The sequence below is a fragment of the Shewanella sp. KCT genome, from assembly GCF_007636505.1.
GTDB lineage: Bacteria > Pseudomonadota > Gammaproteobacteria > Enterobacterales > Shewanellaceae > Shewanella > Shewanella halotolerans.
Genome location: NZ_LVDJ01000010.1, coordinates 190,288 through 204,321 on the forward strand (window position 1 = coordinate 190,288; position 14,034 = coordinate 204,321).

The 14,034-nt window shown below is 55.0% G+C and carries 13 protein-coding genes; 11 read left to right on the plus strand and 2 right to left on the minus strand.

Features of this window, described 5'->3' with window-relative positions:
• The first annotated feature begins 11 nt into the window (after nucleotides 1-11).
• The 8 genes from pilW to AYI87_RS15115 all read left to right on the plus strand — a co-directional run bounded on the left by pilW (nucleotide 12) and on the right by AYI87_RS15115 (nucleotide 8,495).
• Nucleotides 12-800 (plus strand): type IV pilus biogenesis/stability protein PilW, encoded by a 789-nt coding sequence (gene pilW, locus AYI87_RS15080; RefSeq protein ID WP_011865090.1) that lies wholly within the window; start codon nucleotides 12-14, stop codon nucleotides 798-800.
• A complete protein-coding gene (locus tag AYI87_RS15085; RefSeq protein WP_144203469.1) occupies nucleotides 800-1,810 on the plus strand; it encodes a RodZ domain-containing protein in 1,011 nt (336 codons plus the stop codon). Before pilW ends, AYI87_RS15085 begins: the two co-directional genes overlap by 1 nt.
• A gap of 19 nt (nucleotides 1,811-1,829) precedes the next feature.
• The gene (ispG, locus tag AYI87_RS15090) at nucleotides 1,830-2,945 is read left to right on the plus strand and encodes a flavodoxin-dependent (E)-4-hydroxy-3-methylbut-2-enyl-diphosphate synthase (RefSeq protein ID WP_144203471.1); all 1,116 of its coding nucleotides are present in this window, start codon (nucleotides 1,830-1,832) and stop codon (nucleotides 2,943-2,945) included.
• Nucleotides 2,946-3,098: 153 nt separating this feature from the next.
• Nucleotides 3,099-4,370, plus strand: coding sequence for a histidine--tRNA ligase (hisS, locus tag AYI87_RS15095; protein ID WP_144203473.1), 1,272 nt, complete (start codon nucleotides 3,099-3,101; stop codon nucleotides 4,368-4,370).
• A 14-nt stretch (nucleotides 4,371-4,384) separates the two neighbouring features.
• Nucleotides 4,385-5,008 (plus strand): tetratricopeptide repeat protein, encoded by a 624-nt coding sequence (locus AYI87_RS15100; RefSeq protein WP_144203475.1) that lies wholly within the window; start codon nucleotides 4,385-4,387, stop codon nucleotides 5,006-5,008.
• 11 nt (nucleotides 5,009-5,019) lie between these two features.
• Nucleotides 5,020-6,207: an outer membrane protein assembly factor BamB gene (gene bamB, locus AYI87_RS15105; protein ID WP_144203478.1), complete on the plus strand. Its 1,188-nt coding sequence runs from the start codon at nucleotides 5,020-5,022 to the stop codon at nucleotides 6,205-6,207.
• Between the two features lie 94 nt (nucleotides 6,208-6,301).
• Nucleotides 6,302-7,771 (plus strand): ribosome biogenesis GTPase Der, encoded by a 1,470-nt coding sequence (gene der, locus AYI87_RS15110; RefSeq protein WP_144203480.1) that lies wholly within the window; start codon nucleotides 6,302-6,304, stop codon nucleotides 7,769-7,771.
• A gap of 190 nt (nucleotides 7,772-7,961) precedes the next feature.
• The gene (locus AYI87_RS15115; RefSeq protein WP_011865097.1) at nucleotides 7,962-8,495 is read left to right on the plus strand and encodes a hypothetical protein; all 534 of its coding nucleotides are present in this window, start codon (nucleotides 7,962-7,964) and stop codon (nucleotides 8,493-8,495) included.
• A gap of 67 nt (nucleotides 8,496-8,562) precedes the next feature.
• Here the strand turns inward: AYI87_RS15115 and xseA are convergent, their stop codons facing one another.
• Nucleotides 8,563-9,891 (minus strand): exodeoxyribonuclease VII large subunit, encoded by a 1,329-nt coding sequence (xseA, locus tag AYI87_RS15120; protein ID WP_144203482.1) that lies wholly within the window; start codon nucleotides 9,889-9,891, stop codon nucleotides 8,563-8,565.
• A gap of 119 nt (nucleotides 9,892-10,010) precedes the next feature.
• Here xseA and guaB point away from each other — a divergent pair, with 119 nt between their 5' ends.
• The 3 genes from guaB (at nucleotide 10,011) to tadA (ending at nucleotide 13,840) form a co-directional block, all read left to right on the plus strand.
• Complete coding sequence (guaB, locus tag AYI87_RS15125) at nucleotides 10,011-11,477, plus strand: IMP dehydrogenase (protein WP_011865099.1); 1,467 nt, start codon at nucleotides 10,011-10,013, stop codon at nucleotides 11,475-11,477.
• 102 nt (nucleotides 11,478-11,579) lie between these two features.
• Nucleotides 11,580-13,157: a glutamine-hydrolyzing GMP synthase gene (gene guaA, locus AYI87_RS15130; RefSeq protein WP_144203484.1), complete on the plus strand. Its 1,578-nt coding sequence runs from the start codon at nucleotides 11,580-11,582 to the stop codon at nucleotides 13,155-13,157.
• Between the two features lie 146 nt (nucleotides 13,158-13,303).
• The gene (gene tadA, locus AYI87_RS15135) at nucleotides 13,304-13,840 is read left to right on the plus strand and encodes a tRNA adenosine(34) deaminase TadA (RefSeq protein ID WP_144203485.1); all 537 of its coding nucleotides are present in this window, start codon (nucleotides 13,304-13,306) and stop codon (nucleotides 13,838-13,840) included.
• A 52-nt stretch (nucleotides 13,841-13,892) separates the two neighbouring features.
• Here tadA and AYI87_RS21250 read toward each other — a convergent pair whose 3' ends face one another.
• On the minus strand, nucleotides 13,893-14,030 hold the full coding sequence (locus AYI87_RS21250) for a hypothetical protein (protein ID WP_186300638.1): 138 nt from the start codon (nucleotides 14,028-14,030) through the stop codon (nucleotides 13,893-13,895).
• Nucleotides 14,031-14,034 lie beyond the last annotated feature (4 nt).

Here is a 14,034-nt window from a genome sequence, read left to right on the forward strand (position 1 = left end):
TAGGCTTGCGAATGTTAAGCAAAAAGCCAACACTGACCCTGTTAGTCATCCTGACTTCGGCGCTGATGTCAGGATGCGTGACTGAAAGAACTTACAGTGGCACAGATGTGCCCGTTCAAGAGCGTACCTTCGACAATGTTTCTGCCGCCCGCCAACGGGTGCAGCTGGGTCTGACCTATCTGCAGAAAGGCAACAGCGAACAAGCCAAGTACAACCTGGATAAGGCGCTCGAGTTTGCGCCTAACATCGAAGATGTACACGTGGCATTAGCCTATTACTATCAATCGGTTGGTGAATTAGAGCTGACCGAGAAGGCATATCGTAACGCCATCAATGCCAGCGATGCCAGCGGCGACTCCATGAATAACTTCGGCGTGTTCCTCTGCCAGCAGGCAAAGTACGATCAAGCCGAAGAGATGTTTCTTCGGGCGGTAAAAATGCCCAAATACACCCGTTCGGCCTCCAGCTATGAGAACCTGGGGATCTGTAGCCGCAAGTCGGGTGACCTGCAAAAAGCACAACGCTACTTCGAGATGGCACTTAACTATGACCCGCGTCGTGCCAACTCCCTATTAGAACTGTCTGAGATCGAATTGGATCTGGGGAACTACTCCGCCGCCAAGAAAGGCTTGGCGCGTTACCATAGAGTAGTGCCCGAATCGGCTCAGAGTTTGGCGTTGGGAATTAAAATTGAGCAAGGCCTAAATGACCCTGAAGCGATGAGAAAATTTGGCATTCTTCTCCTGGCTAAGTTTCCCGCTTCCAATGAGGCCAAGCAGTATAGAGCAAGCATGCACTAATGACTGATAATCAAATCGATATGCTCAAGGATGATGCTGAGAAACCAAAGGAAACCGGTGAAACACTGGGCCGGTGGTTAAAGGCGGCGCGTGAGTCGCGCCAGATGACTTTAGCCAGCGTGGCCGAGCAACTCAATCTGCGCCCATCGATTGTTCAAGATCTTGAGGCGGACAACTATGACAACATAGCGTCTGCGACCTATGTCAAAGGCTATGTGAAGAATTATGCCCGTATCCTGGGGCTGGAGATGGCCAAGGTGGATGCCTACCTGGCTGAAAGCTTTCCCGTGGTCAGCGCCCCTACCATGCAGAGCTTCTCCCGCAAGACGACGCGCCAGGCCAGAGATGGCCGCCTGATGCTGGTAACTTATCTCATCATCTTTGTCTTGTTGGCTCTGCTGGTACTCTGGTGGGTACAAAAGTCCGCCATGGTGGCCGATCTGGATCTCTCCAAGCCGTCGGTGGAAGAAACTGCCGAGCTCTCGACCCTGGCGGCCTCGTCTGAGCCTATGCTAGCTCAAGACCCACAGGCAGGCACAGGTATCGAGATGCCAAGAGAGCAAGCTGCGCCTGATCAAGCTGTGACTGATCAAACTGTGCTTGATCAAACAATGGCGGAGCAATCTACCGGTGCACAGCCGACAGGCGAACAGGCTGAAAACCTGCCATCCGAGGCTGGCTCGACAGCTGAGACTGGCGTCGCGCTGGAAGTGACTAACTCAAATTCCCAACCAGATGAACCCCTTAAGAGCGCAGACGATGCCGTGTTGGCTCTGAGCCTGAGCGGTGATTGCTGGATCAAGGTGACCGATGCCGACGGCAAGGTGCTGGTCAATGGCCTTAATCTGGCAGGCAAAGAGATGAATGTCTTTGGTCAGGCGCCGTTTAAGGTTATATTGGGGGCGCCTCAGTCGCTGACCATGCGTCTCAATGGTGAACAAGTTGATTTGGCCAAGTATCCCAGTGGCCGAGTTGCCAGACTGACGGTCGGTAGCGCCGTCAATCTTTGAAGTAAAAGAGTGAATTAAGATGTACAACGAGTCCCCAATCATTCGCCGCCCTTCGACACGCATCTATGTGGGCGATGTGCCCATCGGTGATGGCGCGCCAATCGCCGTGCAATCTATGACCAACACCCGCACCACAGATGTGGAGGCCACGGTGGCTCAGATCCGCGCACTGGAAAATGTCGGCGCCGATATCGTACGTGTCTCTGTGCCCACCATGGATGCCGCCGAGGCGTTCAAGGTGATCAAGCAGCAGACTAAGATCCCCCTGGTTGCCGATATCCATTTCGATTACCGTATCGCCCTGAAAGTGGCGGAATATGGCGTGGATTGTCTGCGTATCAACCCGGGCAACATAGGCAACGAAGAGCGCATCCGCAGCGTGGTGGAGTGTGCCCGCGACAAGAATATTCCCATCCGTATCGGTGTTAACGGTGGTTCATTAGAGAAAGATCTGATGGACAAGTACAAGGAGCCGACGCCGCAGGCCTTGCTGGAATCGGCCATGCGCCATGTGGATATTCTCGACAGACTCAATTTCGACCAGTTTAAGGTGAGTGTGAAGGCATCAGACGTCTTCCTGGCGGTAGAGTCCTACCGCCTGCTGGCCAAACAGATTCAGCAGCCGCTGCACCTTGGGATCACCGAGGCCGGTGGCGCCCGCGCCGGCGCCGTGAAGTCGGCCGTTGGCCTTGGCATGTTGCTGGCCGAGGGGATTGGCGACACCCTGCGTATCTCGCTGGCTGCCGATCCCGTTGAGGAGATCAAGGTCGGTTTCGACATCCTCAAATCCCTGCGTATTCGCTCGCGCGGCATCAACTTCATCGCCTGCCCATCTTGCTCGCGTCAGGAGTTCGATGTGATAGCCACAGTGAACGAGCTTGAGCGTCGCCTGGAAGATGTGGTGACTCCTATGGATGTCTCCATCATAGGTTGTGTGGTCAATGGTCCGGGCGAAGCCCTGGTATCGGATATTGGCCTGACCGGCGGTAATCGTAAGAGCGGCTACTATGATGATGGCGTGCGCCAGAAAGAGCGTTTCGACAATGAGCATATCGTCGATCAGCTCGAGGCGAAGATCCGCGCCAAGGTCGCCAGCGTCGACGCGCGTATTCCGACTACCGATATCACGGAATAACCCTTTGTTTGCTGCGCAGAAGATGGGGCTTTTAGCCCCGTTTGTGGCGCAGCTCACTGGCGCGCCGCGCCGGTTTTGCGTTTATTGTTGATGCGCCTATAATGCGAGGCGCTTTTTTATTTTTTACAGCTAAATTTCGGACGAGTTGATACAGTGGCAAAACAGATTCAAGCGATTCGCGGAATGAACGATATTCTGCCGACCCAGAGCCCGCTATGGCAAAAACTAGAAGCAGTGTTGCGTGATACCGTTGCGGCCTATGGTTACAGCGAGATCCGCACTCCTATCGTAGAGAGTACCGACCTGTTCAAACGTTCCATCGGCGAAGTGACAGATATCGTCGAGAAAGAGATGTATACCTTTGCCGATCGCAATGGCGATCTGCTGACGCTGCGCCCTGAAGGCACAGCCTCTACCGTGCGTGCGGGTAACGAGCATGGCCTGCTTTACAATCAAGAGCAGCGCCTGTGGTACATGGGTCCCATGTTCCGTCACGAGCGTCCACAGAAGGGGCGCTACCGTCAATTTAACCAGTTCGGTGTAGAGGTCTATGGCATCGCCTCGGCCGATATCGACGCCGAAGTGCTGATGATGTCCCATCGCCTGTGGCAGAAGCTAGGCATTAGCAAGCATGTGAAGCTGGAGCTGAACACCCTGGGGGATGCCGATGAGCGCGCGGCCTACCGTGACGCCCTGGTCGCCTTCCTAGAGCAGCATAAGGAGAAGCTGGACGAAGACAGCCAGCGCCGCATGTATTCAAATCCGCTACGTGTGCTCGACAGCAAGAACCCAGATGTGCAGGCGCTGCTGGGTGATGCACCGGCACTGATGGATTACCTTGGCGAAGAAAGTCGCGGCCATTTTGCACATTTGTGTGAACTACTTGAAGCCGTTGGCATCCAATACGAAATTAACCCTCGTCTGGTGCGCGGTTTAGATTACTATAACCGCACCGTATTCGAGTGGGTCACCGACAGCTTGGGTGCCCAGGGCACAGTATTGGCCGGTGGTCGTTACGACGGCCTGGTCGGTCAGCTGGGTGGCAAAGACACCCCGGCGGTAGGTTTCGCCATGGGGCTCGAGCGCATCGTATTGATGCTGGAGACACTGGCGCTGACCGACGATATATCCGGTCCGGTGGATGTGTATGTTACGGCCATGGGCGATGATTGCCGTGTGGCGGCCATCAAGGTGGCGCAGCAGTTACGTGAAGTTGACGGCCTTAAGGTGATGAGTCACTGCGGCGGCGGTAACTTTAAGAAGCAGATGAAACGTGCCGATAAGAGCGGCGCCAAACTTGCCATAGTGATCGGCGAGACTGAACTGGCCAATGGTCAGGTGGCGCTTAAATATCTGCGTGAAGAGAAAGAACAAGAATTGGTTGCACAGGATTCGTTAGCAGCTTACGTTGCAGAACTGATTTAAAGAGGAAGAGAAACGTGGAAATTTATAGCACAGAAGAACAACAAGTCGATGCTATCAAACAGTTCTGGAAAGACTATGGCAACTCGATTGTCATAGGTGCAGTGGTAGGCCTGGGTGGCCTTTACAGCTGGAACTACTATTCAGATTACAAGGTGGCTCAGGCAGAAGAAGCCTCTGAAGCTTTCCAAACCCTCAGCAACTCGGTCAAAGCCGATTCGAGCATGTTGGCGGCTGCCGAGAGCTTTGCTAAGGACCACAACGGTCAGCAGGGCTATCAGGCGCTATTACAACTGATCGTGGCTAAGGCCGCGGTAGAAGCCGGTGAGCTGGACAAGGCCGAGCAGGCCCTTAAGCAGATTCTGGTCAGCAAGCCTGAAGAAGGTCTGGTTGCGATTGCGACATTGCGTCTTGCCCGCGTACAGGCAGAGCAAGGTCAGCTGGCAACGGCACTGGCGACTCTGGAGCAGCTTAACACGCCTTCATTTTCCGTACAGCGTGATGAATTAAAAGGTGATTTCCTGGTACGTCAAGGCGAGGCCGACAAGGCAAAGAGCGCCTATCAGTCAGCCCTGGACAATGGCGGAGCAACTTCAAGCCCAGCCTTACAGATGAAGCTAGATAACCTGAACAAGGCATAAGGAAGCTGCCCATGAAGTCTTGGTGCAAAACATTACTGGCTTGCAGCTTGAGCCTGGGGTTGCTGTCGGCCTGTTCTTCTAATGATGTTGAGGAAGAGCCGGTAAGTCCGCTGCCGCAGATCGAGGCGAGCGTTTTCCCCGAGGTGAGCTGGAGTGCCTCCGTTGGCAGTGGTGTGGGTGATTACTACTCTAAGATCCGTCCGGCGGTGCGCTACGGCAAGCTGTTCGTCATGGATCGTTACGGTGAAGTCGCCGCCTACGATGAAGCCACAGGCGAGCAGGTCTGGTCGCTGGAGATCAGCTCCTGGTTTAAGGAAGGCGCCTTGTCTAAGAATAAGGGCGCGCGTCTCTCTTCAGGCATTACCGCCGCCCGTAACAAGGTGTTCTTCGGTGGTGAGAGTGGCCTGCTGGGCGCCGTCGATGCCGAAACCGGCGAGATGGTCTGGCATGTGACCGCGGGCGGTGAGCTGCTGTCGGCGCCAACTGTGGGCGAAGATGTGGTGGTGGTTCACACCAGCACTGGCGCCCTTGAAGCCTATAACGTCGATGACGGCAAACAGCTTTGGATCTACGAGAGCAAGTTGCCAACCCTGACTCTAAGGGGCACAGGTTCTGCTGCCTATGAGGCAGGTGGCTTCTTCGTCGGCACCGCCGATGGCAAGGTTGCTGTTGTGGTGAAAAGCAACGGTCAGGCCGCCTGGGAGCAGCCTATCTACACGCCAAAAGGGGGGAACGAGTTTACCCGTATGGCCGACGTGGATATGAAGCCGCTTATCGTGGGCGAGAACATCTATGCGGTCAGCTATAACGGTAACCTGGTCTCCATGGAGCTGCGTACAGGCCGTGTGGTCTGGAGCCGTAAATATTCTAGCTTCAACGAGTTGGCCTCGGCCGGTCTGAACCTTTACCTGGTGGATGACCACGGGCGTGTGTATGCGGTTGATAAGCGTAACGGCCTGGAAAGCTGGAGCAACAGCGAGCTGACTAACCGCGAATTGACCTCGCCAGTGGTCTTTAAAGACTACCTGGTGGTGGGCGATTTCGAAGGCTATCTGCATTTCATCGATCGCGCCTCTGGCAAGCTGGTGGGCCGCGTCGAAGTGGATAGTTCAGGTTTATTTAGCCAGCCACTGGTAATAGATGATAAGATCTACGTCCAGAGTCGCGGTGGCAAGGTAGCAAGAATTACGCTTCCCTAAGGCGAGCTTTAACAGTTTTTAAAGCCCCTGGACCTTGTGCTGGGGGCTTTTTATTTAAGATATTCAGATAGATTTGTAGATTAGAGGCAAAAAAATGATTCCAGTTGTGGCCCTGGTAGGCCGACCAAACGTAGGTAAGTCGACCCTGTTCAATCGTCTTACGCGCACCAGAGACGCCTTGGTAGCTGACTACCCAGGTCTGACTCGGGATCGTAAGTATGGTCGTGCACATCTATCTGGTTACGAATTTATCGTGGTGGATACCGGCGGTATCGACGGCACCGAAGAGGGGATCGAGACCCGCATGGCAGAGCAGTCGCTGGCGGCGATCGAAGAAGCCGATGTGGTGCTCTTCCTCACCGACGCCCGCGCGGGTCTGACGGCCGCCGATGAGGCGATCGCCGAGCACTTACGCCGCCGCGAGAAGACCACCTTTGTGGTTGCCAACAAGGTCGATGGTATCGACGCTGACTCTGCCTGTGGCGAGTTCTGGGCCCTGGGCCTGGGAGAGGTCTACCAAATGGCTGCCGCCCAAGGGCGCGGTGTGACCAACATGATCGAATACGCGCTGACCCCTTACGCCGAAGCCATGGGGCTGACCCGTGACGGCGAGGGCGAAGAGGAAGCCGACGAGCGTCAATACACAGAGGAAGAGGCCGAGGCCGAGCAGCAGCGTCTGCAGGACTTGCCGATCAAGCTGGCGATTATCGGTAAGCCTAACGTGGGTAAGTCGACCTTGACGAACCGTATTCTGGGTGAAGAGCGCGTCGTGGTCTACGACGAGCCGGGCACGACCCGTGACAGTATCTATATCCCGCTGGAGCGCGATGGTCAGGAATATGTGATCATCGACACCGCTGGTGTGCGTCGTCGCAGCAAGGTGCACGAGACAGTCGAGAAGTTCTCTGTGATCAAGACCCTCAAGGCGGTAGAAGACGCCAACGTGGTGCTCTTGGTGGTCGATGCCCGCGAGGGTATCGCCGAGCAAGACTTAGGCCTGCTGGGCTTTGCCCTGAACGCGGGGCGCGCCTTGGTGATTGCCGTGAACAAGTGGGACGGCATCGATCAGGACGTGAAAGAGCGCGTGAAGAGTGAGCTCGACCGTCGTCTGGGCTTTATCGATTTTGCCCGTATTCACTTCATCTCGGCGCTGCACGGCACGGGTGTGGGTCACCTGTTCGAGTCGGTAGAGGAAGCCTACGAGAGCGCCACACGCCGCGTGAGCACCTCTATGTTGACCCGCATCATGCAGATGGCTCAGGACGATCACCAGCCACCGCTGGTGAACGGTCGCCGCGTTAAGCTCAAGTACGCCCACGCCGGTGGATATAACCCGCCTATCGTGGTGATCCATGGTAACCAGGTGAAGAAGCTGCCGGATTCTTACAAGCGTTTCATGATGAACTACTACCGTCGTTCACTCAAGGTGATGGGTACGCCGATTCAGGTACGCTTCCAGGAAGGGGGCAACCCGTTCGAGGGCCTGAACACCAAGAAGCTGACGGTGAGCCAGGAGCGTCGCCGTAAGCGCATGATGAGTCACATCAAAGACAAGAAGAAGTAACTTTCTCTGTCTCACTAAAAAGGTCAGCCTAGTGCTGGCCTTTTTGTTGCAATGGTGTTTTATCCTGTTAGATCTAATTTATTTGGTCGCATAAGCTGCTTATTGCAAGCTAATCGAGCCTTTATAGGGATGCCGACTATACTCAAAGGTGCAGTAATTAAGGTAGTTTAACTCACCTAAGGATAGTGTTATGAAACACCAACAACCCCTGCTGCTTGCCGCCACGCTGGCTCTCTTGGCCGGCGCCGCCCAGGCCGCAGATAAACAGGCCTTACTGGAAGACGCGCTCAACGCCGCGCCGCCAACCCTGAGGGATAAGGTCACAGTGATGGACTGGGACAATAATGTTCTGCAAAAAGGTAGTGTCGACTATACCTGTTTCCCGACCCCGCCTAGTCTGCAAGGCACGGCGCCCATGTGTATGGATGGGCCCTGGATGGAATGGGCCGACGCCTGGATGAACAAGAAGCCGTTTCAGGCCAAGGCAGTGGGTATTTCCTATATGCTGGCCGGTGATGGTGGCGCGAGCAATACCGATCCCTACGCCGAGGGCGAAACCAAAGACAATCAGTGGATCGTCGAAGGGCCGCACCTGATGATCATCATGCCGGATCCCGCCTTGCTCGACAGCCTGCCTACAGACCCTTATGCCGGTGGTCCCTATGTGATGTGGAAGGGCACTCCCTACGCGCACATCATGGTGCCTGTGGGGCCGAGAAAATAGGCCTTCGATTTTATTGAGTTGCTAAATACTCATTTTAACGCCCGTAAGGGCGTTTTTTATGTGAGGGTTAAACTACCGTCGATTGCACCTCGCCATCGACCAGCTTAGTGGTGAGGCGATCGCCCGTGCGGACATCTTGCGTGCTGTGCAGCACCTTGCCCTGTGCGTCGAGTGTGATGCTATAGCCACGGCTCAGGGTCGCCAGTGGGCTGACGGTCTCCAGCTGATGGGCGGCATATTGCAGGGATTTTTCTGCCGAGTTGAGTCGCGCCTGCATGGCGCTGTGTAATCTTTGGTTCTGGTGGCTCAGACGGCTGGCGGCCAAGGCCAGCTGATGGCTGGGAGAGACCTGGTTTAATCTGGCGTGCAGGGACTGCTGACGACGCTCCATCTGGTGTAGCTTACCGGTTAAGGCGGCGCCGAGCCTGAGTTGCAGCTCGTCAAAGCGCTGCTCATATTGCTGCAGGCGGCGCTTGGGATCCTGACGCTCTAACCTGTGGTGTAGCTGGCTGAAACGCTGGGCCTGTTTCAGGCCATAGTGTTGCCAGCCCTGCTTGAGGCGTGTCATGGCCATCCTGAGTTTGTCGGCCTTGCTGAGCGCATCCTGAGACAATAGCTCGGCCGCCGCCGAAGGGGTGGGGGCACGCAGATCGGCGACATAGTCGCTGATGGTGGTATCCACTTCGTGGCCCACGGCCGAAACGACGGGCAGGGCGCTGTTATAGATGGTATGAGCCAGGGCTTCGCTGTTGAAACACCAGAGATCTTCCAGTGAGCCGCCGCCGCGGGTGAGCAGCAACACATCCACTTCCATCCTGTCGTTGGCCTGCATGATGGCATGACACAGAGACTTATCGGCATGCTCTCCCTGTACCTGGCTAGGGTAGATGATCACCTCGATAGAGGGGTCGCGTCTCTTGAGTACATGCAGCACGTCTCTGATGGCCGCGCCCGTGGCCGAGGTGACCACCCCGATGCGTTGAATGTTGCTCGGCAACGGCCGCTTGGTGTCGGCGGCAAATAGGCCTTCGGCGGCCAGCTTCATCTTGAGGGCTTCATATTGCTGAGCCAGCAGGCCATCGCCGGCGGGGAGCATTGAGTCGATGATCAGCTGATAGTCGCCCCTGGGCTCATAGACGCTGATGGCGCCCTTGACCAACACCTGCTGGCCATTGGCCGGACGGAAGGTGACGGCGCGATTGCGGCCCTTAAACATGGCGGCGCGGATCTGGGCGTAATTGTCTTTGAGGGTGAGATACCAGTGCCCCGAGCTGGGCGCCGAAAAATTGGATATTTCTGCTTCGAGCCAGACTTTACCCAGTTCACCCTCGAGTAATTGCCTCACTTCTCCGTTGAGGCGCGACACGGTGTAAACATTATTTTTCGGCATTTTCATAGGTTTTTTGCTACTAAAGCGACTTTTTTACTATTTTCCATTTACCACGCCCAATATGCAAGGTATAATCCCGCCGCAATATTTTACCTCTTATATCACCTACATGGGGAGATGTTGCCATGCTACGTTTAAAAAAAGAAGCACTAACCTTTGATGATGTGTTGCTTGTTCCTGCACACTCGACCGTACTCCCTAACACTGCCGTTCTCAAGACTCGCTTAACCCAAAAGATCGAACTCAATATGCCTATCGTGTCTGCAGCCATGGATACCGTGACTGAAGCGCGCCTTGCCATCGCTATGGCACAGGAAGGTGGTATTGGTTTCATCCATAAAAATATGAGCATAGAGCAGCAGGCCGAGCAAGTTCGCCAAGTAAAGATCTATGAAGCCGGTATCGTTCAGCAACCTGTAACGGTCACGCCTAATACCACACTTGAGCAGCTGAAAGTCCTGACTGAGAAGAACGGCTTTGCGGGTTATCCTGTGGTTGACGAAGCCAATGAGTTGGTGGGTATCATCACGGGCCGTGACGTACGTTTCATCACCGACTGGTCTCGCACCGTCGATCAGGTGATGACGCCTAAAGAGCGTCTGGTGACTGTGCCTGAAGGCACGCCGCTGGATGAAGTGCAGAAGCTGATGCACGCTCACCGCGTCGAGAAGGTACTGGTCGTCGACGGTGACTTCAGACTCAAGGGCCTGATCACAGTTAAAGATTTCCAAAAAGCGGAAGAGAAGCCAAACGCCTGTAAAGATGAGTTGGGTCGTCTACGTGTCGGCGCCGCCGTAGGTGCCGGTGCCGGTAACGAAGCCCGTGTCGACGCCCTGGTGAAAGCCGGTATCGACGTGCTACTTATCGATTCATCTCACGGCCACTCTGAAGGCGTTCTTCAGCGTATTCGCGACACCCGCGCCAAGTACCCAGATCTACAGATCGTCGGTGGTAACGTAGCCACGGCCGAAGGTGCCCTGGCACTGGTCGAAGCCGGTGTGAACGCCGTTAAGGTAGGTATTGGCCCTGGCTCTATCTGTACTACACGTATCGTCACCGGTGTGGGTGTGCCGCAGATCACCGCAGTATCTGACGCTGCAGCCGCCGTTAAGCACTTAGATATTCCTGTTATCGCCGATGGCGGTATCCGCTTCTCAGGCGACTTAGCTAAGGCGCTGGCCGCCGGTGCATCATGCATCATGGCGGGCTCTATGTTCGCCGGTACCGACGAGGCGCCAGGTGAAACTGAGCTATACAACGGCCGTGCATACAAGTCATACCGCGGCATGGGCTCTCTGGGCGCCATGACACAAGGTTCTTCTGATCGTTACTTCCAAAGCGATAACGCTGCCGACAAGCTGGTACCCGAGGGTATCGAGGGTCGCGTACCATACAAGGGTAAGCTCAAAGAGATCATCCACCAGTACATGGGTGGCCTGCGTTCATGCATGGGCCTCACAGGTTGTCCTACCATTAAAGATCTTAATGAGAAGGCGGAGTTTGTGAAGGTAACCTCGGCGGGTATGGGTGAGTCCCACGTTCACGACGTGACCATCAGCAAAGAAGCGCCTAACTATCGTAGCCGTTCTTAATTATTGAAATCAGGCAGTGTCATTGAAAAATACACTGCCTTTTCTTAAGCCGGGTCTTAATAAATGACATTGGCGAAAAATCTGAAAGATAAAAGGTAAAGCATGAGCAACATTCATGATCATAAGATCCTCATACTCGATTTTGGATCTCAGTACACGCAATTGATTGCCCGCCGTATCCGTGAGATCGGTGTCTACTGTGAGCTTTGGGCCTGGGATGTGTCTGAAGAGCAGATCAAAGCCTTTGCGCCTAACGGCATCATCTTGGCCGGCGGTCCAGAGAGCGTCACCGCCGACAACTCGCCTCGTGCACCTGAATATGTGTTTAACGCCGGCGTACCAGTACTCGGCATCTGCTACGGCATGCAGACCATGTCAGAACAGCTGGGTGGCAAGGTGATCCAAGGCGTAGGCGAAGGTGAATTCGGTTATGCCCAGGTAGAAGTTCAGGCAGCATCTGAGCTGTTCAAGAGCATCGAAGATGCGGTCAGCGACAGCGGTAAGGCGTTGCTTGACGTCTGGATGAGCCATGGTGACAAGGTTTCTGAGATCCCTGAAGGTTTCGTGACAGTGGCTAAGACAGATACCTGTCCTTACGCTGCTATGGCCAACGAAGAGAAGCGCTTCTACGGCGTTCAGTTCCACCCAGAAGTGACTCACACCCGTCAGGGCAAGCGCATGCTGGAGCATTTCGCACTGGATATCTGTCAGTGTGAGGCCAACTGGAAGCCTTCTTCTATCATCGAAGACGCGGTTGCTCGTATCAAGCAGCAGGTCGGCGATGACGAGGTTATCCTGGGTCTGTCAGGTGGTGTCGATTCTTCTGTTGTGGCCATGCTGCTGCACCGCGCCATCGGCAGCAAACTGACCTGTGTGTTTGTAGACAACGGTCTGCTGCGTCTGAACGAGGCCGACCAGGTGCTCGAGATGTTTGGTGACCATTTCGGTCTCAATATCGTTCACGTCGACGCCGAATCACGCTTCCTCGACGCCCTGGCCGGTGAAGCCGAGCCAGAAGCCAAGCGTAAGATCATCGGCAAGGTGTTTGTCGATATCTTCGACGAAGAGTCACGCAAGTGCGTTAACGCTAAGTGGCTGGCCCAAGGCACCATCTATCCTGACGTTATTGAATCTGCGGGCAGTGCTACCGGTAAGGCCCACGTGATCAAGTCACACCATAACGTTGGCGGTCTGCCGGACGATATGGAGCTGGGTCTGGTCGAGCCGCTACGCGAGTTGTTTAAAGATGAAGTGCGTAAGATAGGTCTCGAGCTGGGTCTGCCTTACAACATGCTTTACCGTCACCCATTCCCTGGCCCAGGCCTTGGCGTACGTGTACTGGGCGAAGTGAAGAAAGAGTACTGTGACCTGCTACGCCGCGCCGATGCTATCTTCATCGAAGAGTTGCACAAGGCCGACCTGTATAACAAGGTGAGCCAGGCCTTTACCGTCTTCCTGCCGGTTCGTAGCGTGGGCGTGATGGGCGATGGCCGTAAGTACGACTGGGTAGTATCCCTGCGTGCGGTGGAAACCATTGACTTCATGACGGCGCACTGGGCACATCTGCCATACGATTTCCTTGGCAGAGTCTCAAACCGCATCATCAATGAGATCGACGGCATCTCTCGCGTGGTTTACGATATCTCAGGTAAGCCACCTGCAACCATCGAGTGGGAATAATCCCGCGATAAGTTGAGTTGAAAGATAGAAAGGGGGCATAGCGATGTGCCCTTTTTTATTTGAGTGGCATTAGGTTCCAGCTAGAAGAGTAAGCCGAGAAACGCAGACGAGACAGCGGCCCTTTGGACCAGAACGATAGAGAGCAGATGAGTACCCCGATAGAGAAGCAAACCAGCCTGGATGATCAGGCGGTAAAAGATGAAGCCTATATGCGCCAAGCCATGGCGCTGGCCGCCCAGGCCGAGTTGCAGGGCGAGGTGCCGGTGGGCGCGCTGTTGGTGAAAGATGATAGTGTGATAGCGACCGGCTACAACCTCAGCATCTGTCGCCATGACGCCAGTGCCCACGCCGAGATGGAGTGCATTCGTGCCGCTGGCCAGGTGGTGGAGAACTATCGTCTGCTGGATACCACGCTGTACGTGACCTTAGAGCCCTGCGCCATGTGCGCCGGCGCCATGGTGCATGCCAGAATTGGTCGATTGGTGTTTGGCGCGGCGGATCTCAAGACGGGCGCGGCCGGTAGCGTGGTGGATCTGGTGCGCAGCAGCGCCTTCAATCATCAGCTGGAGGTGACGGCTGGGGTGTTGGCCGAGGATTGCGGCGAGCAGCTCAGCGCCTTCTTTCGAAGGCGGCGTCAGGAGAAGAAGGCACTTAAGATGGCAGAAAAAAAACAAGGGCAATAGGCCCTTGTTTTTTTATGAGTTGTTCGCTTGTTTTGCTTCAGTCTGATTCGGATTAGTCAATTGGACTCAGGCTGCCAGGTTGCTTGATGAAGGTGAAGAACTGCTTCTGTCGGTTGATGGTGTGTTGGTGGCGTATCTTAAGCAGGGTTCTTCGCCGTGAAGACAGATTGTTTAAGGTTTTTTTTCTCATGATG

Excerpts from the sequence above, each read along its gene's own strand:
- pilW (WP_011865090.1), top strand. The coding sequence starts at position 12 with ATGTTAAGCAAAAAGCCAACACTGACCCTGTTAGTCATCCTGACTTCG.
- AYI87_RS15085 (WP_144203469.1), top strand. The coding sequence starts at position 800 with ATGACTGATAATCAAATCGATATGCTCAAGGATGATGCTGAGAAACCA.
- ispG (WP_144203471.1), top strand. The coding sequence starts at position 1,830 with ATGTACAACGAGTCCCCAATCATTCGCCGCCCTTCGACACGCATCTAT.
- bamB (WP_144203478.1), top strand. The coding sequence starts at position 5,020 with ATGAAGTCTTGGTGCAAAACATTACTGGCTTGCAGCTTGAGCCTGGGG.
- der (WP_144203480.1), top strand. The coding sequence starts at position 6,302 with ATGATTCCAGTTGTGGCCCTGGTAGGCCGACCAAACGTAGGTAAGTCG.
- AYI87_RS15115 (WP_011865097.1), top strand. The coding sequence starts at position 7,962 with ATGAAACACCAACAACCCCTGCTGCTTGCCGCCACGCTGGCTCTCTTG.
- xseA (WP_144203482.1), bottom strand. The coding sequence starts at position 9,891 with ATGAAAATGCCGAAAAATAATGTTTACACCGTGTCGCGCCTCAACGGA.
- guaB (WP_011865099.1), top strand. The coding sequence starts at position 10,011 with ATGCTACGTTTAAAAAAAGAAGCACTAACCTTTGATGATGTGTTGCTT.
- guaA (WP_144203484.1), top strand. The coding sequence starts at position 11,580 with ATGAGCAACATTCATGATCATAAGATCCTCATACTCGATTTTGGATCT.
- tadA (WP_144203485.1), top strand. The coding sequence starts at position 13,304 with ATGAGTACCCCGATAGAGAAGCAAACCAGCCTGGATGATCAGGCGGTA.
- AYI87_RS21250 (WP_186300638.1), bottom strand. The coding sequence starts at position 14,030 with ATGAGAAAAAAAACCTTAAACAATCTGTCTTCACGGCGAAGAACCCTG.